Source organism: Ruegeria sp. CDSB086, assembly GCF_059611065.1.
This window is the reverse complement of sequence record NZ_JBXWOV010000003.1, coordinates 336,550-352,323: the sequence shown is the minus strand read 5'-3', so window position 1 is coordinate 352,323 and position 15,774 is coordinate 336,550. Positions and strand designations below refer to the sequence as shown.

Below are 15,774 nucleotides of genomic sequence, written 5' to 3'. Positions count from 1 at the left end.
CCTCAGACATTCATCAGCAGATGCTCGCGCTCCCACGGAGAGATGACCTGCAGGAATTCCTCGTATTCGGCCCGTTTGACGATGCCATAGACGCGAGCGAACTCAGGGCCCAGAACTTCGTGCAAGGCAGTGGCCTCATCAAACAGGTCCAATGCGTTGCCCATCACTTGCGGGATGTCACCTTCGCCCTCATAGGCATCACCATAGAATTGGCGGCGCGGGCGTTCTTGCCGGGTCAGTCCCAAATAGCCACAAGCTAGGGAAAGCGCGATGCCCAGATACGGGTTGCAATCCATCCCGGCAATCCGGTTTTCCACGCGGCGTGCCTCGGGGCCGGACAGGGGCACGCGAATGCCGGTGGTGCGATTATCACGCGCCCATTCCAGATTGATCGGTGCGGCGTGGTCTTTCACATAACGGCGGTAGGAGTTCACGTATGGGGCCATCACGGCCAGGCCAGCTGGCAGATGGTTCTGCAGCCCGGCGATGAAATTGTAGAACGCGTCCGTTTCACCGCCCTGTGGACCGGAAAAGATGTTCTGGCCTGTTTCCATGTCTATAATCGAGTGGTGGATGTGCATCGCGGAGCCCGGCTCATCCTCGATCGGTTTTGCCATGAACGTGGCAAAGCAGTTGTGGCGCAGCGCGGCCTCGCGGATCAGACGTTTAAAGTAGAACACTTCGTCGGCCAGTTTGACCGGATCGCCATGGCGCAGGTTAATCTCTAGCTGACCCGCGCCCCCTTCCTGCGTGATGCCGTCAATTTCGAACCCTTGATGCTCGGCGAAATCATAGATGTCGTCGATTACAGGTCCGAACTCGTCCACCGCGGTCATCGAATAGGCCTGCCGCGCGGCCGCCGGGCGGCCCGAACGGCCCATCATGGGTTTGATCCCATGCGCCGGGTCGACATTGGGGGCGACCAGAAAGAACTCCATTTCGGGCGCGACGATCGGGTCCCAGCCTTTGTCGTGATACAGCTGCACAACACGCTTCAATACGTTACGCGGGCTGAAGGGGATCGGCTCACCATCCCGGTCGTAGGCGTCGTGAATAACCTGCAATGTCCAGTCACCCGTCCACGGCGCGGCAGATACGGTAGAGAAATCAGGTTTCAGGATCATATCCCGTTCGATAAACCCGTCCTCACCCGCTGCTTCGCCCCAATCGCCGGTGATGGTTTGGTAAAAGATGCTGTCGGGCAGGTGGAAATAAGTCTGCCGCGCGAATTTGCTGGCAGGTACGGCCTTGCCGCGTGCGATGCCCGGCAGGTCCGAGATGATGCATTCGACCTCATCCAGCCGGTGGCCGGAGATATAGGTTTTTGCTGCTTCTGGCAGCTGGTCTGTCCAGTTGGCCATCAGGCCCTCTCTTTCTTCAGAAATTCTGCCATGTGCCGTCCGATGGTCGCGTTGTCGTCGGGGCCGGGCAGCCGGTTAGCGGCAGCTTCCATCAACGGGTCGGGAACCACACCCTTGCCGCGCGTTTCCATCAAGCCCTGGATAAAGGCATCGCCGTATTCCGGGTGGGCCTGCACGGTCCAGATGTTGTCGCCATAACTTACCATCGCATTACGGCAAAAGTCGTTGGCGCCGATCACACGCGCGCCTTCGGGCAATTCAACAACCTGATCCTGATGCCAGGCATTCAGGGTGACGGATTGGCCATCCAAGTCATATTCGGTGCGCCCCACGGCCCAGCCACCGGTAAACTTTTCTACTTTGCCGCCAAGCGCCTGCGCGATGATCTGGTGGCCAAAGCACACACCGATCAGCGGGCGACCGCTGTGTTGAATGGCGCGGATTAGATCTTCGAGCGGTGGTATCCACGCATGATCCTCATACGCACCATGGCGCGAGCCGGTGATGATCCAACCATCAGCCTGAAACGCGTCCTTGGGGAATTGGCCGTCTACAACGGCGAAGGTTTCGTAGGTAAAGCCGTTGCCTTCCAGCAGCGCGGCAAACATCGCGTCATATTCGCTGAATTTGTCCTGCAGTTCATCAGGTGGATGGCCGGTCAGTAGGATGCCGATTTTCATGGGTCACCAAATTTGATCAAATTTATTCTAGCCCAGCGGATGCGGGCGGGCAAGAGGGCTCATACGGCTTCGACATAACTCAGCCAATGGTTTTCGGATGGGCGTTCGGCGAACCGCCTGATTTCCTGTCGCTTGGTCATGGCGAAATAGCGGATCAGGTCGGCCGGAAAGATGCGCGCGACATTGGGGTCTGTTTCGAATGCTGCAATGGCTTGGGTCCAGTCGGCAGCCAATTGCGGCAGCCCGTCGACTTCATAGGCATTGCCCGTAATAGGGGCAGGCGGTTCCGACTGATCTTCGATGCCGTTCATGGCGCCCCCCAGAACAGCGGCCAACATCAGATAGGGGTTGATGTCCCCACCGGCGACGCGGTGTTCGATCCGTCGCGCGACCGGCGCGCCACCGGGAATACGCACAGCCGCAGTGCGGTTCTCATAGGCCCAACACGCACCGGTTGGGGCGTGCGCGCCCGGGACCAGACGCGTGTATGAACTCCCGTGCGGTGCAAAGACAAGCGTACATCCGGGCATCGCCGTCAGGCATCCCGCCACCGCCCACCGAAGAAAATCGGTGCCTTCGGGTCCACCGTTGTCAAACACGTTGCGGCCCTGTTGATCCACGACCGAGAAATGGACATGCATCCCGTTGCCAGCGTCATCGGCGTAGGGTTTCGCCATGAAGGTTGCGGTGAACCCGTGTTTACGGGCAAGGCCACGCGCCAAGGCCTTGAAAAGCCATGTATCATCGGCACAGCGCATGGCGTTTTGGTGATTCAGGTTGATTTCGAACTGGCCAATACCGCTTTCCGAGATGGCGGTTTGCGCGGGAACTCCCATCGCAGCGCACCCGTCATAAAGGTCGGTGAAGAACGCATCGAAGGCATCCATTTCTGCCATCGACAGGACTGCCTCATCCTCCAGTCGTCGCTGGGTCACGGGATTGACCGGCGGCTGCGGATGCGCACCCGAGGCGTCTAGCAAGGTGAACTCCAGCTCTGTCGCCGCAATGACCGACCAGCCACGCTGTGCATAGCGATCAAGAACAGAGGCAAGTGCATGCCTGGGGTCGCCAGCAAACGGGGTGCCTTCGTCGTCATACAGGCACATGGGGACCAGTGCGGTTTCCGTTTCCAGCCAAGGCACTGGCACTGGGCCGCGCTCGGTCGGAAGCAAGACACCATCTGCGTCACCGGATTCGAATACCAGCGGGCTGCCGTCGATATCCGCGCCCCACAGGTCGACATTCAACGCTGAAAACGGCATGCGCAGCGTGCCTTTGTCCAGCTTGTCGGCGTAAGAGGGCGGCACACGCTTGCCTCGCATCTGACCATTCAGGTCACATGCGGCAACGCGAAAACTGTGCAGGGCGCTCAGATCCATCACTGACTCCATTACTCTGGCTACCCGAGGTGTAATAGAGGAGCGACCTGTTGTCACGAAATTTGATCAAATTTTCTTTGGCTGAGAAAAACCCCGCGCTCGTCCATTGGGACAGGCGCGGGGTTGGTCGTCAGACGAAGCTGACGCCGTTTTCCACCATCGGCAGAGTGGTGACTTTCACGCCGGAAAGCGCCCGGATCGCATTAGCCAGCGCGGGGGCCGAAGGCGGTGTGCCGGGTTCTCCAACACCAGTGGGGGCTTCGGCGGAAGGCACGATATGAACGTCAATCTCGGCAATATCGCCGATGCGCAGCGGTTCATAATCAGGGAAGTTGTACTGATCCACCGCGCCTTGGGTCAGCGTGATCTGATCACGCATGACGTGGCCGATACCATATCCGATACCGCCCTCCATCTGCGCGCGCACCACGTCCGGGTTCACGGCAATCCCGCAATCCACTGCGCATGTGACCTTCTCGATCTTGATGCCGTTTTCCGGATCACCGGACACCTCAACAACCTGTGCGGCATAAGACCCAAAGGACTTATGCACCGCGATACCTTGTGCGCGACCCGCAGGAGCATTGCCCCAACCGGCCTTCTCAACAGCCAGCTTCAGAACTTCTGCCTTGCGTTGCTGATCCGCATTATTGGTGTCCGCCAGATGGAATAGACGGAATTCTACCGGGTCACGACCCGCGGCCTCGGCCACGGTATCCATCATTGTCTCCATGACATACCCGGTGTGCGTGTGCCCCACCGAGCGCCACCAAAGAACCGTTGTTGCCTTGGGGGTGTCGGTTAAACCCAAGGCCATTCCGGGGATGTCATACGGGCTGTCGGGAATGCCCTCGACAGAGCTGTGGTCGACGCCGTCATGTACCGCGACGGCCTCAAACGGTGTGCCCTTGATGACCGACTGACCGGCGACCTGATGCTGCCAGCCGACGATTTTGCCATCGGCGTCCAGGCCAACGCGAACCCTGTGGCCGAAGGCGGGGCGGTAGTAACCGCTGCGGATATCATCTTCGCGTGTCCACACCAGTTTGACCGGGCGCGAGCGGTCGGTGACCACAAAGGCCAGCGCAGCCTCAACCTGATAATCTGCATCTGGCGTCGCCCGCCGTCCAAAGGATCCGCCGGCCAGCATTGTTTTGATGTGAATCTTTTCTGGCGGCAGTTGGAAGATCTGCTGATAGGCCATATGCGGGCCGGTCGGCATCTGGGCACCATCGTGCAGGACAATGTCACCTTCGGCAGTTTGCTCGATGGTGCAGTTCAGCGGTTCCATCGGGGCATGTGCCAAAAGCGGGAAATAGAAGGTCTTTTCAACGACCGTGTCCGCGCCATCAATGGTCGCCGACACCGCTGCGACATCCGCCTTGTTCACGTTATACGTGGCTTCGGCGTCCAGAGCGGCCATGATTTCGGCCTTGATCTGGTCCGAGTCGCGGGTCTCAGATCCGGACATGTCCCAGTCTACCTCAAGCGCGTCGCGCGCCTGAATGGCGGCCCAGGTGTTTTCGGCATAAACCGCGACGCCTGCCTGATTTGGAAGAACTGCAGCGCTGATATAGCCTTTCACCTCTTTTGACGCGCTGTCGTCAAAACTGTTGGCGATACCGCCCTTCGATTCAGGGCGCTTGATCATGGCGACCATATGGTTCGGCAGATGGACGTCCATCGCGTACATTGCCTGACCGTTGCCTTTGATTGCCGAATCCTTGCGGCGCACCGTCTCGTTGCCGATCAGACGGAACTCTGACGAGTCTTTCAGGCGCGGCTCAGCCGGAGCCTCCAGTTGAGAGGCCGCGGCCACGAATTCAGCGATTGGGGCCGATTTGTCGCCTGCCTTGACGATACCTTCCTCAATGGTGATGCCGGATGCGTCCACGCCCCAGCTTTGCGCGGCGGCATTGATCAGCATCTCACGCGCTGCCGCACCTGCCTGACGGTATTGCATCCATGAGTTCGCCATTGCAGTCGAGCCGCCGGTGCCTTGGAAGGGGCCGAACAACAGGTTGTTATAGACCTGCGGGTTGGACGGGGCGAATTCGTATTCGATCTGGTCCATGGTCAGGCCGATTTCCTCTGCGATCAGCGTCGGCAGGCCGGTAGCTGGACCTTGGCCCTTTTCAAAGTGTTTTACGATGGCTGTTACGGTTCCATCTGCATCGATCTTCACGAACGGGTTGAATCGAGCGGTCTCTGACGAAGCAGCCGCCAGCGCCCCATCAGGGCGTGCGCCAACCAGCAGGACGGCACCGGCAGCAGCGGCACCTTTCAGAAATCCACGGCGGGAGGTGTTGATGGTCATGGATCAGGCCTCCAAAATTTCAGATGCGCGCTGGATGCCGGCGCGAATGCGTTGATAGGTGGCGCAACGGCAGGCGTTGCCATGCATGTAATCGTCAATCTCTTCGACGCTGGGTTTGGGGTTTTCGGACAATAGTCCAACCGCCGACATCACCTGACCCGACTGGCAATAGCCGCACTGGACCACGTCGAGTTCGATCCAAGCTTGTTGAATGGCCGCACCGATTTTGTCGTCTCCAACCGCCTCGATTGTGGTGATCTCAGCATCTTCGACATCTTCGATGTAAGTCTGGCACGAGCGCACAGGCTCGCCGTTCAGATGCACGGTGCACGCGCCACAGGATGCGACGCCGCAGCCGAATTTTGTTCCAGTCAGCTTAAGTTCATCCCGGATCACCCAGAGCAGGGGCGTGCCGGGTTCGGCGTCGACCGTGTGGGTCTCGCCGTTCAGTTTCAAAGTCAATGCCATGAGGGGGCTCTCCGTGTTGGGCTGGTTACCTGAGTTGGTAAACTGGCGGGTTTACACTAGGCCAGAAACCCGCGCGTGTAAACTGGTGAGTTTACGTAGTGTTTGACCTTGATCTGTCAATGGGTCTATAGCTTTAAAATATGAACGAATGCACAGCGCCGAATGCGTCCAAACATGCCCAGATCATCGAAGCGGCTGTAGCGGAATTCCAAGAAAAGGGGTTCGCCGCCGCCAGCATGGACCGTATTTCAGCGCAGGCCGAGGTGTCCAAGCGCACGCTTTACAAGTACTTTGAAAGCAAGGAAAACTTGTTTAGATCCATCGTGTTGGAGCTGTCTAACCGGTTCGCGGCCGTTCGGGATATCCGCTATGAAAAAGGGCGCGACATTCGTAAGCAGCTAACCGATCTGGCCTGGGCCGAGGGGCGCATTCTGATGCTGCCCGAAGTGATGGCGATGGCACGGATGGTGATCAGCGAAACTCTGCGCAACCCTGATCTGGCTGCCGCTGCGCAAGGCAAACTGGACAAAACAGCGATCTTTATCGAGATGCTGAGGGATGCAGCCGAAGACGGGCAGTTACGGATCGAAAACCCCGAACAGGCGGGACAGGAATTCATCGGCCTGATCAAGTCGAGAGCTTTCTGGCCGATGGTTTTCTCTGGCAATGTTCTGACCGAAGTCGAAATGACCGCGACTATAGACAGCAGTGTCGAGATGATACTGAGCCGTTACGGCGTCTAGTTTCGGTGCGTGATTAGGGCAGGCGGAAATACTGCTCGCCCTGAGTGTGCCCTTTACGCGGTTAAGGCCTGTCGCATGGCCTGCGGCAGGATGAACGGAACCTGAGCTTTAGGCAGGGTGCTGATAGGCAGGTCGATACCATAGACCTGCAGCATCGTCTGGTCGTTCAGGATCGCAGTTGGCGTGCCTGAGCCCCAAACAGATCCTTCGGACATGACATACACATAATCGGCAAACAGCGCCGTCAGGTTCAGGTCGTGCATAACCACAACAACGCCGCCGCCTTGTGTGGCGAAGTTTCTTGCGACGCCCAGCACAGTGAACTGATGTGCGATGTCCAGGCTTGCAACGGGTTCGTCCAGCAACAGCCATCTGGGCTGATCGTGGTATGTCGCGTCCCAGACTTGGGTCAGAACGCGGGCAAGCTGAACTCGTTGCTGCTCACCACCCGAAAGGTTCTGGTAAGACCGGTGCTCAAACCCAGCGAGGTCGACATGAGCCAGCGCGCGGGAAGGCAGGCTGTCATCCGCTGCAGCTAGCCCGTTTGCAAGGCCCAGTCGGACGATCTCGAGCACAGTGAAGGGAAAGGCAACGGTTGACGATTGCGGTAGAACCCCGCGCATTGCAGCTAGTTGCCAAGGCTTCAGCTCGGAAATGCTGTGCCCGTTCAGGGAAATCTCTCCACAAGATTCAAGTTCGCCTGATAAGGCTTTGAGTAACGTAGATTTCCCCGAGCCATTCGGGCCGATGATGGCTGTGACTTTTCCGGGTTCTGCGTCAAAGTCCACGCCGTGCAGAATCTCTTTACGGCCGAGTTTGACGTGTATGTTTTCGCCCTTCATCACTTACATTCCCATTGTTCCGTGACGCCGCAGCAGAATCCACAGGAAGACCGGTGCGCCTAAGATTGCAGTTACGATGCCAATCGGCAGTTCGGCCGGTGCCACGATCAGGCGACTGATCATGTCGGCACACAGCAGTAAGCTAGCCCCTAACAGGGCCGAGTTCATCAACAGGCGGTGGTGGTCCGGTCCGGTCGCCAACCGCAGCAGATGCGGCACAACGATACCGATGAAACCAATGCCTCCGGAGACTGCGACGGCGGCTCCGGTCGCGCCGGCCACGGCCAGAATGGCGATGTTTTTGCTGCGCTGAACCGGGATTCCCATGTGGTGCGCCACGGCTTCGCCCATCGCCATGCCGTTCAGCGCACGGGCAAGGAACTGGGCCGTGAACACGGAAATCAAGATGATCGGAGCGGCCGTGGCTGCTTTGGTCCATGTTGCGCCGGCCAGCGAGCCCATGCCCCAGAACGTCAGGTCGCGCAGCTGTTGGTCATCGGCCATGTAGACCAGAACCCCGGACACAGCGCCCGACAGCGCACCCAACGCGATCCCTGCCAACAGCATGGTTGCAACCGATGTCTGCCCGCCTCGTGTTGAAACGCGATAGAGCAGCAAGACGGACGTCCACCCGCCCAGGAATGCCGCCACGGCGACCAAGCTATTACCGACCCAGGCCAGAATGGAGGCGGGCAGGTACGCACCGAGGATGATCGCGGAAATCGCGCCCAGACCGGCACCTGCGCTGACGCCCACAATTCCGGGGTCAGCCAAAGGGTTGCGAAACAGGCCCTGCATCACCACGCCGGAAACCGCCAAAGCGGCGCCGACAAGAATTCCCATCGCCAGCCGGGGCAGGCGGATATCCCACAGGACGATCCGGTCGAGGTCCGACATGTCCCGCCCGGCAATCAGGTCTGCGAATGCTGCGCGAACGGATGCGTCCGACGCGCCGACCGAGATGCTGCAGATGCTGGTGAAGACCAACAGCGCCAAAAGGGCCAGAGTGACCCGGCGTGCCGTCACTCGGCGGTCGTGCGCAGCCACGTTGAGGCCATCGTGATCCATTGCAACGGTCATGAGCCGATTATTCTCTGCAATTCCGCCGACAGATCAGCAATCGCCTCGGCCGTTCGGGGGCCAAACCCCAGCAGATAAGCACCCTGCATGCGGATCAGACGTTTTTTCTGTCCAGCGGGCGTCAGCTTGATGGCTGGCATGGCAAACAGATCTTCATTGGCAGTGATGTGGTTGCCTTGTCGATCCATCATCAGAATCACGTCCGGCGCGGTTGTGGCGATCGCTTCGGGTGTCATGGGTTTAAAACCCGATACGTTGCCAGCCGCGTTCACGCCGCCAGCCAGACGAATGATACTGTCTGCCTGTGTGTCCGCGCCGCCAACCATGATGCGATTATCCTGAGCCGACAAGACAAACAGAACCCGGGGTGTGCCGCCCACCGAAGCATCAACTGCATTCGAATGGGCCCCGTCAATCTTGGCACCGGTCTGATTGGCAAGTTCTTCGGCGGCATCTTCGACACCCAGGGCGGCCCCGACAGCCCGGATTTTTTCCACCACGCCGTCGCGTGAATAGTCTTCACTGATCGAGACGAAGGGCACACCGGCCTCTCTGAGAACCTCGACAGCCTCCGGTGGTCCGGACCCTTCCAGTGCCACGATCAGATCGGGTTTCACCGACAAGACCCCTTCGGGTGACAGCGCACGAATATAGCCGACATCGGGCAGGTCCAGCACATCAACCGGGTAGGTCGAGGTCCGGTCCCGCCCAACAAGGCGGTCCTGCTGACCCAGGGCATAGACGATCTCTGTCACGGAACTGCCGATGGCGATGATGCGGTTGGGTTCTGGCTCATCTGCTGCGATAGCCGCTGTTCCGATCAGCGCGCCGGCTACCGCGACGACCGATGAAAACCTGCAAAGCGGGCTCATCACGCCACCTCGGTTTCTTTTTTGGATTGCAGGCCTGCTACCAGTTGGTCCCAGGCCGGGCGGTGATCGTTTTCGCCTGAACGGCGGCCAAATATCTGCAGAATAAGACCACCTTCGGCATCGAACGCCTCAACTGAAACGGCGGGACCGCGTTGGGTTGGTTTGGTCACGGCCCAAACCTCGGCAATATGATCCGAGCGCAGGTGCAAATTGAAGCGCGGATCAAGCACGTTGAACCACGGACCCATCTGTTTAAGCGTCTCAACCGACCCACCGTGAATTTCGATGCACCCCCGGTTGCCGACGAAGACCATGATCTCAAGCCCTTGGTCCCGGACCTGTTCGAACATCTGGGAAACCGTTGCCGGTTCAAGCGCGCGAACCAGCGGTTCACCAGCGACGCGGTAGGCGCCCAATCGGTTCATCTTCAGCTTTGAGGTTAGGCGCAGGAACTGGTGTGTATCCGTCATCTTGGCCCATTCCGTTCGCAGAAGTTCGACCTTGTCGGTGTTCACCTTGGCGGCCTCGGTTGGCTTTCGCGGCTCGACACTCAGCGTCTGGGATTGGTCATCTGCCTGCAATTTCCTGACAAGTTCGTCCCAGTGGTTCAGGTCAGAGCCATCACGCAGAAAGATCTTGTGCACCGCATCCCCAGCGGCATCAAAAACTTGAAGGGATCGCTTTGTCCCTTTGTCCGTTTCACGTTCGATGGCAAAGGCGTGGACCCAATGGCCGGGGAACATGCGCAGGTCAATCTCTTCGGTCAGAACCATCGAAGCATGCGCACCGGAGTGGTAGTTGTCGTATTGCCCGACCTTTTCAATGACGCAAGAGAGGTTGCGCGTCAGCACCATGACCTCACCCAGCCCGTTGAGCATCGGGAAGATGTCATCAAGGCTTGCCGAAAGCCGCGTTACGTCGATACCCGCAAACGCCGCAACGAGTTGACCTTCGGTTATTCCAAGTGATTCCGCTAAGTCGCGGTCACGTTTTCCGGTGTTTTCAACATAGGCCGCACGAATTTGATCCGGGGCCAGAAGCACCTGTTCCGTCATGGGTTTTTCCATCTTCGATTGTCATGGGTGTCGGGCTGGCACGGCCACCGTTGAACGCGGTGTACTGCTGGCGGCGGTCGTAAGAACGACCAGGAATTTATGTTGACTGTTTTAGTCAACTTTATTAACGAGCACAAGTCGCCAAAAAAGGCGATTCCAAAAATCATAAAAGACTGACCAAGCCAGCGCGGAGCAAGCATTTCCGGTCCTCTTAAAATTTCGAAGGGACAGAAATGCGTTCGCGTATTCAAAAGATGGGGTTGCTTGGTACGGTGTCGTGCCTGAGCATGGTGGCGGCTGGTGCTTCGGCGCAAGAGCAGGATGAAGGCTTTCTGGGCACGCTGGAACTGGGTGAAAGCAAACGGGAAATCCAAACGGATACTGCCGTGCCGGTCACCAATATCGATCAGGAAGAGATCAACGACCGTCAGGCCAACACCGTCGCAGAACTGATTGACACGGTGCCCGGTGTGACGCTGGTCAATGGCTCGACACCGCAAGGGTCGGGGATCAATATCCGTGGGTTCGGTGCCAACGGCACCTTTGGGACCGACCAGAAAGTGCTGATCCTTGTCGATGGGGCTACAACCGGCGCGGAGGAGTTGTATCGGATCGGCAATCAGTTGTTCACTGATCCGCAGCTATATAAAAGCGTCTCAGTCATTCGCGGCACTGTGGGGTCGTTCGAATACGGTTCGGGTGTCGTAGGCGGCGTGGTTCAGTTGGAAACCAAAGACGCGTCAGATTTCACCGGTGGTGAGCCCGGCTTCCGGTTCCGTCAAACGCTGGAAGGGTATTCCAACGGGAACGGCTTTGCCTCGTCGTCCATCCTAGCCTGGCAGCCAAACCGCCAGACCGAATTCCTGTTTAACTACACCTACCGTGATCAGGACGATCAGAAGGACGGCAATGGCGATACGATCGGTAACAGTGCCTTCACGCTGCCGTCGCTTCTGGCAAAGGGTAAATACAGCTTTGGTGACGACCTCGAACACTCGATCACCGCGTCCTATAATCAGTCGACGTCGGAAGAACGCGATGTTCCGTATGACTCGTTCGGCACGACATCGGATTCATTTGGCAACGTAGACCGCGATATCGAAACGAAAATCGGCATTCTACGGTATCAATACCGTCCGGCGGGCAACGACCTGATCGATCTGGACGTAAACCTCAGCTACTCGGAGCAGGAGATTGACAGCTCTTACGTGCCCGGGTCCTCAAGCCTGGAAGGAATGCCATTCTTCCCAAGCATTCGTGGGCTGGCTGACGCGACGCACAACTATGAAACCACGAAGCTGACGATCAAGAATACGTCGTACTTCCAAACCGGTGTCGCCTCGCACGACCTGCGCGCCGGGATCGAATTCATCAATCGCGAGCGTCTGGACGCGCCCTCGGCCCCTGGTGGTACCGATCGTCGTGTCGCACTGTTTGCCGTGGACGATATTCAGATCGGCGATCAGCTGACCATCACTCCGGCGATCCGGTACGAGACGCAGGACATCAAAGGCGACGGTGATGCACCGGCTCCGCGCAATGAAAGCTATGACAACAACGCGCTGATGGGCGGTTTGTCTGCAAGGTACGAATTCGCCAGCGGCTTTGCCGTGTTCGGCAGTGGGGCATACACGGAAAACCTGCCAATCATCGACGATCTGGGCACACCAGCATACATGACCCAACCTGAAAAGTCGCGCACATGGGAAGCGGGCTTCTCGTATAATCGTGGCGATGTTTTTGCTGCGGGTGATGTGGTTCGTGCCAAGGTCAATTTCTATAAGACAGATCTTTGGGACATCACGTCTTATGTATCGGGCAGTCCTTCCCGCCCGCTGCAGGAAGTTGAAACCAAAGGCGTTGAAATCGAGGCATCTTATGCCAGCGCGGCTGGGTACTATGTCGACTTCAACGCAAACATCGTCAAAGGGACTGAAACCAGCTCGCTTGGCGTGGACTCACCATGGCGGAACGAGCCGACAGACTCGGCGCGGGTAACAGTCGGCAAACGCTTTGGCGAAACTCTGGACGTCAGCTGGGAGCTGTTCGGCGCCAAATCCGGCACCGACTCAAGCGGAGATCCGGTTGCTGGCTACGGCGTGAACACCCTGCGCGCGACCTATCTGCCGCAGGAAGGCGCGTTTCAGGGTTTCGAAGTTCGCGCAGGCGTCGAGAACATCTTTGACAAGAACTATCTGCCGAACCTTTCGACCCGCAACTCACCGGGCCGGAACTTCAAGCTGACCCTGGCCAAAACCTTCTGATCCACACGAAAGGACCAGTCATGCAGACAACAATCAAAAGAAATGCTCGGGTGGTCCTGCTGACCCTGCTCCCAATTTTGGGGGCAGGGATTGCCAGCGCAGAGGAAACGCAAAAACCCAGCGGCGTATCAATCGAACTCAGCAGTGCCGAGGCAAAGGGCGAAAGCTGTTTGCTGAGCTTTGTCGCTGAAAATACCTATGGCATCGATATCGATGGCGCGGTTTATGAGACCGTTCTCTTCGGCGCAGAAGGTCAGGTGGCCCTTCTGACACTACTTGATTTTGCCGAATTGCCTGCGGGCAAGCCCCGTGTGCGGCAGTTCCAGTTCAACGACATGGCTTGCGATCAGATCAGCCGAATACTGATCAACGGTGTACAGGAATGTGTGACACAATCTGACATGGCCGATGCCTGCATGTCCGGGCTTACGCTCACAAGTCGCCTTGAAACGGAAGTGATCGGGTGAGGTTATGGACGCAGTAATAAGAAAAATAATGGAAATTCTGGAATTGGGCGGGCCGGTTGTTGCCATCCTGATCGTGACCTCAATCGCAACACTTTCGTTGGTTCTGTACAAGCTGTGGCAGTTTCGCGTCGCAGGTGTCGGTCGTCATATTGAGCTTTCGCGCGCCATTCAGGCCTGGGATCGCAGGGACCTTGCCGAGACAACGGCACATCTGCGCAATAGCCGCAGCTACTTGGCGCCGGTGATCGCGATGGCTTTGTCTGGAGAGGATCGCACCTTGTCAGAGCGTACCGACGCCGAGGCCGAAGCGCGGTTTGCCCAACTTGAGCAAGGGTTCAACGTCTTGGATATGGTCGCCCAACTTGCGCCGCTTCTGGGGCTTTTCGGGACCGTATTAGGCATGATCGAGGCGTTCCAAACTCTACAGGGCGCGGGCAATTCTGTTGATCCGTCGCTGCTGGCCGGTGGTATTTGGGTGGCCCTGTTGACGACCGCTGCCGGCCTTGCAGTCGCTATGCCGACATCAATGGTCCTGACGTGGTTCGAGGCGCGCATGAACCGTGAGCGTACCTTTGCCAACCGCGCTTTGCGAACTGTGTTTGCACCGGGCTATGCTGAGGACGCGCCGATGGCTGACCAAACCCCGCAACAGGTTTTCGCCCATGGCACTTAACGTCCGCAGAAGACGGCGCAGGCGCTTGTCGATGACGTCCTTGATTGACGTCATCTTTCTGCTGTTGCTGTTCTTCATGCTGACGTCGACGTTCTCCAAATATGGCGAAATCGAATTTGCCACTGCCGCTGCCGGAGGGGCGGAAACTGACCGGGTAATCCGCTTTGTCAAACTTGAGGCCGACCGTATTTTGGTTGATGGCACGCTTGCCGCGTTCGAAGACATGGCCATGGTGATGGCGACGGATAAGCCTCAGACCGCGTTGATCAGTCTTGGACAGAACGCGACTTCGCAACAGCTGATTGATTTGCTTTCGGTGCTGAAAGGCATCGACCATTTGCGCGCACAGGTGATCGGATGATTCAACTCAAACGCAAGGCAAAACAGGGTCGAGAGCCAACGATCGCACTGATCAATGTCGTCTTTCTGATGCTCATCTTTTTCATGATTGCAGGCACGCTTGCACCGCCGCTGAGTAAATCGGTGAAGCTGGTGGAAACCAGTGATCTGGACGGTCGCGAGCCACCCGATGCTTTGGTCATTCGTAGCGATGGTTCACTGGAATACCGGGGCGCCGAACTGACTGGAGTTGAGGCGTATGTGGAACGCGCGTCGATCAACCTGCCGCTGGATGATGTTCGCGTCGTGCCGGACCGGGCTTTGCCTGCTGTTCGGCTGAAAGAGGTCAGTGATGCCTTGCGCGCGCTGGGTGCAAAAAGGGTGTACGTGGTCACAGAAAGGGGTTTGCAATGATACCCAGATCGCGTGGCATAGCTGTTGCCGCTTTGGCGCTAGCCGCAGCCACTCATGTTCTTGCCCTGCATGACTTTTCCGCAGGTGAACCGGTGCTTGTCGAAGGTGGCGGGTCGGGCGAGGTTGCTGCGCTGGGGGATGCCTTCAAGGACTATGTGACGGGGGCCACCGCCTCGACACCCGCTACTGCACATCAACCGACCGTCGCACCGACACAGCGACAAACTGCGGTCAGCCCAACCTCTCAGGCCCGGGCGCCAGTTCCCGGGGCGATAAAGCATACTGTCGCCGACACCAAAGCCGCCGTCGCGGTGACCCATCGACAAGCATCCGCCGAAGCGCAAGAAGCAGCGCCGTCAGAGACGGAAGCCGTCGCGAAAACCCCAGCCGTGAAACCGGCGGACCCGACCAAACAAAAGGTCGATCAGGTTGCGTCGCAGGCAGGAAATTCTGAAAAGAGCGCCAGAAAAGGCAATGCATCGGGAAAAACCAGCAAAGGCGCTGCGACGGCCAAAAAGACAAGTTCCATAGCGGCCGGGCAGGGTAACGCTGAGGTCAGCAATTACAGAGGGCACGTAATGCGCAAGATCACCCGTGCCCGTCGTAAGAACGTCAATATTCGTGGTGCGGTGTTGGTGAGTTTTCGGATTGGCGACAATGGGGCGCTTGTAAGTGTCACCGTCAAGCGCAGCTCGGGGTCGAAACGACTGGATCAGGTGGCACTTGCGCAAGTACGCGCGGCAGCGCCGTTTCAGCCACCACCTGCCGCAGCCCGTCGTGATTACATGATTGAGATCGTTGGAAAGTAAGAACGACTTGC

General features: G+C 58.0%; 16 protein-coding genes. 7 read left to right on the top strand and 9 right to left on the bottom strand.

What is annotated here, in order from left to right:
- Window positions 1–2: 2 nt before the first annotated feature.
- The 5 genes from AC2FIO_RS08565 to AC2FIO_RS08545 form a co-directional block, all read right to left on the bottom strand.
- Window positions 3–1,361 carry a glutamine synthetase family protein gene (locus AC2FIO_RS08565; RefSeq protein ID WP_108862197.1) on the bottom strand — a complete coding sequence of 453 codons (1,359 nt, stop codon included), beginning with the start codon at window positions 1,359–1,361 and terminating at the stop codon, window positions 3–5.
- Window positions 1,361–2,041: a type 1 glutamine amidotransferase gene (locus tag AC2FIO_RS08560; RefSeq protein WP_282121503.1), complete on the bottom strand. Its 681-nt coding sequence runs from the start codon at window positions 2,039–2,041 to the stop codon at window positions 1,361–1,363. Before AC2FIO_RS08560 ends, AC2FIO_RS08565 begins: the two co-directional genes overlap by 1 nt.
- A 59-nt stretch (window positions 2,042–2,100) precedes the next feature.
- On the bottom strand, window positions 2,101–3,420 hold the full coding sequence (locus AC2FIO_RS08555) for a glutamine synthetase family protein (RefSeq protein WP_496696935.1): 1,320 nt from the start codon (window positions 3,418–3,420) through the stop codon (window positions 2,101–2,103).
- A 130-nt stretch (window positions 3,421–3,550) separates the two neighbouring features.
- The gene (locus AC2FIO_RS08550; protein WP_496696933.1) at window positions 3,551–5,737 is read right to left on the bottom strand and encodes a xanthine dehydrogenase family protein molybdopterin-binding subunit; all 2,187 of its coding nucleotides are present in this window, start codon (window positions 5,735–5,737) and stop codon (window positions 3,551–3,553) included.
- A 3-nt stretch (window positions 5,738–5,740) separates the two neighbouring features.
- Entirely contained in the window at window positions 5,741–6,205 is a 465-nt protein-coding gene (locus AC2FIO_RS08545; RefSeq protein ID WP_282154201.1) for a (2Fe-2S)-binding protein, read from the bottom strand.
- A gap of 140 nt (window positions 6,206–6,345) precedes the next feature.
- Between AC2FIO_RS08545 and AC2FIO_RS08540 the strand changes: the two genes are divergently transcribed.
- On the top strand, window positions 6,346–6,948 hold the full coding sequence (locus AC2FIO_RS08540; RefSeq protein ID WP_058274090.1) for a TetR/AcrR family transcriptional regulator: 603 nt from the start codon (window positions 6,346–6,348) through the stop codon (window positions 6,946–6,948).
- A 53-nt stretch (window positions 6,949–7,001) separates the two neighbouring features.
- Here the strand turns inward: AC2FIO_RS08540 and AC2FIO_RS08535 are convergent, their stop codons facing one another.
- The 4 genes from AC2FIO_RS08535 to AC2FIO_RS08520 are packed head-to-tail and all read right to left on the bottom strand — an operon-like array spanning window position 7,002 to window position 10,797.
- A complete protein-coding gene (locus tag AC2FIO_RS08535) occupies window positions 7,002–7,790 on the bottom strand; it encodes a heme ABC transporter ATP-binding protein (RefSeq protein ID WP_282169278.1) in 789 nt (262 codons plus the stop codon).
- A gap of 3 nt (window positions 7,791–7,793) precedes the next feature.
- Complete coding sequence (locus tag AC2FIO_RS08530; RefSeq protein WP_496696931.1) at window positions 7,794–8,870, bottom strand: FecCD family ABC transporter permease; 1,077 nt, start codon at window positions 8,868–8,870, stop codon at window positions 7,794–7,796.
- A complete protein-coding gene (locus AC2FIO_RS08525; RefSeq protein WP_496696929.1) occupies window positions 8,867–9,742 on the bottom strand; it encodes a heme/hemin ABC transporter substrate-binding protein in 876 nt (291 codons plus the stop codon). The genes AC2FIO_RS08530 and AC2FIO_RS08525 overlap by 4 nt, the downstream gene beginning before the upstream one ends.
- Window positions 9,742–10,797: a hemin-degrading factor gene (locus AC2FIO_RS08520; RefSeq protein ID WP_496697097.1), complete on the bottom strand. Its 1,056-nt coding sequence runs from the start codon at window positions 10,795–10,797 to the stop codon at window positions 9,742–9,744. The genes AC2FIO_RS08525 and AC2FIO_RS08520 overlap by 1 nt, the downstream gene beginning before the upstream one ends.
- A gap of 233 nt (window positions 10,798–11,030) precedes the next feature.
- Between AC2FIO_RS08520 and AC2FIO_RS08515 the strand changes: the two genes are divergently transcribed.
- The 6 genes from AC2FIO_RS08515 to AC2FIO_RS08490 are packed head-to-tail and all read left to right on the top strand — an operon-like array spanning window position 11,031 to window position 15,763.
- Window positions 11,031–13,061, top strand: coding sequence for a TonB-dependent receptor domain-containing protein (locus tag AC2FIO_RS08515; RefSeq protein ID WP_496696927.1), 2,031 nt, complete (start codon window positions 11,031–11,033; stop codon window positions 13,059–13,061).
- 20 nt (window positions 13,062–13,081) lie between these two features.
- Window positions 13,082–13,528, top strand: a complete 447-nt coding sequence (locus tag AC2FIO_RS08510) for a hypothetical protein (RefSeq protein WP_282154207.1) — start codon at window positions 13,082–13,084, stop codon at window positions 13,526–13,528.
- A 28-nt stretch (window positions 13,529–13,556) separates the two neighbouring features.
- Complete coding sequence (locus AC2FIO_RS08505; RefSeq protein ID WP_496696925.1) at window positions 13,557–14,201, top strand: MotA/TolQ/ExbB proton channel family protein; 645 nt, start codon at window positions 13,557–13,559, stop codon at window positions 14,199–14,201.
- Window positions 14,140–14,562, top strand: coding sequence for a biopolymer transporter ExbD (locus AC2FIO_RS08500; protein WP_496696923.1), 423 nt, complete (start codon window positions 14,140–14,142; stop codon window positions 14,560–14,562). Before AC2FIO_RS08505 ends, AC2FIO_RS08500 begins: the two co-directional genes overlap by 62 nt.
- A complete protein-coding gene (locus AC2FIO_RS08495; RefSeq protein ID WP_496696921.1) occupies window positions 14,559–14,954 on the top strand; it encodes an ExbD/TolR family protein in 396 nt (131 codons plus the stop codon). Before AC2FIO_RS08500 ends, AC2FIO_RS08495 begins: the two co-directional genes overlap by 4 nt.
- Window positions 14,951–15,763 (top strand): cell envelope integrity TolA family protein, encoded by an 813-nt coding sequence (locus AC2FIO_RS08490; protein WP_496696919.1) that lies wholly within the window; start codon window positions 14,951–14,953, stop codon window positions 15,761–15,763. Before AC2FIO_RS08495 ends, AC2FIO_RS08490 begins: the two co-directional genes overlap by 4 nt.
- The last annotated feature ends 11 nt before the right edge of the window (window positions 15,764–15,774 follow it).

Coding starts and splice junctions, on each gene's coding strand:
- AC2FIO_RS08545 (WP_282154201.1), bottom strand. CDS start 6,205: ATGGCATTGACTTTGAAACTGAACGGCGAGACCCACACGGTCGACGCC.
- AC2FIO_RS08550 (WP_496696933.1), bottom strand. CDS start 5,737: ATGACCATCAACACCTCCCGCCGTGGATTTCTGAAAGGTGCCGCTGCT.
- AC2FIO_RS08505 (WP_496696925.1), top strand. CDS start 13,557: ATGGAAATTCTGGAATTGGGCGGGCCGGTTGTTGCCATCCTGATCGTG.
- AC2FIO_RS08565 (WP_108862197.1), bottom strand. CDS start 1,361: ATGGCCAACTGGACAGACCAGCTGCCAGAAGCAGCAAAAACCTATATC.
- AC2FIO_RS08525 (WP_496696929.1), bottom strand. CDS start 9,742: ATGAGCCCGCTTTGCAGGTTTTCATCGGTCGTCGCGGTAGCCGGCGCG.
- AC2FIO_RS08540 (WP_058274090.1), top strand. CDS start 6,346: ATGAACGAATGCACAGCGCCGAATGCGTCCAAACATGCCCAGATCATC.
- AC2FIO_RS08510 (WP_282154207.1), top strand. CDS start 13,082: ATGCAGACAACAATCAAAAGAAATGCTCGGGTGGTCCTGCTGACCCTG.
- AC2FIO_RS08515 (WP_496696927.1), top strand. CDS start 11,031: ATGCGTTCGCGTATTCAAAAGATGGGGTTGCTTGGTACGGTGTCGTGC.
- AC2FIO_RS08560 (WP_282121503.1), bottom strand. CDS start 2,041: ATGAAAATCGGCATCCTACTGACCGGCCATCCACCTGATGAACTGCAG.
- AC2FIO_RS08520 (WP_496697097.1), bottom strand. CDS start 10,797: ATGACGGAACAGGTGCTTCTGGCCCCGGATCAAATTCGTGCGGCCTAT.
- AC2FIO_RS08495 (WP_496696921.1), top strand. CDS start 14,559: ATGATTCAACTCAAACGCAAGGCAAAACAGGGTCGAGAGCCAACGATC.
- AC2FIO_RS08535 (WP_282169278.1), bottom strand. CDS start 7,790: ATGAAGGGCGAAAACATACACGTCAAACTCGGCCGTAAAGAGATTCTG.
- AC2FIO_RS08490 (WP_496696919.1), top strand. CDS start 14,951: ATGATACCCAGATCGCGTGGCATAGCTGTTGCCGCTTTGGCGCTAGCC.
- AC2FIO_RS08500 (WP_496696923.1), top strand. CDS start 14,140: ATGCTGAGGACGCGCCGATGGCTGACCAAACCCCGCAACAGGTTTTCG.
- AC2FIO_RS08530 (WP_496696931.1), bottom strand. CDS start 8,870: ATGACCGTTGCAATGGATCACGATGGCCTCAACGTGGCTGCGCACGAC.
- AC2FIO_RS08555 (WP_496696935.1), bottom strand. CDS start 3,420: ATGGATCTGAGCGCCCTGCACAGTTTTCGCGTTGCCGCATGTGACCTG.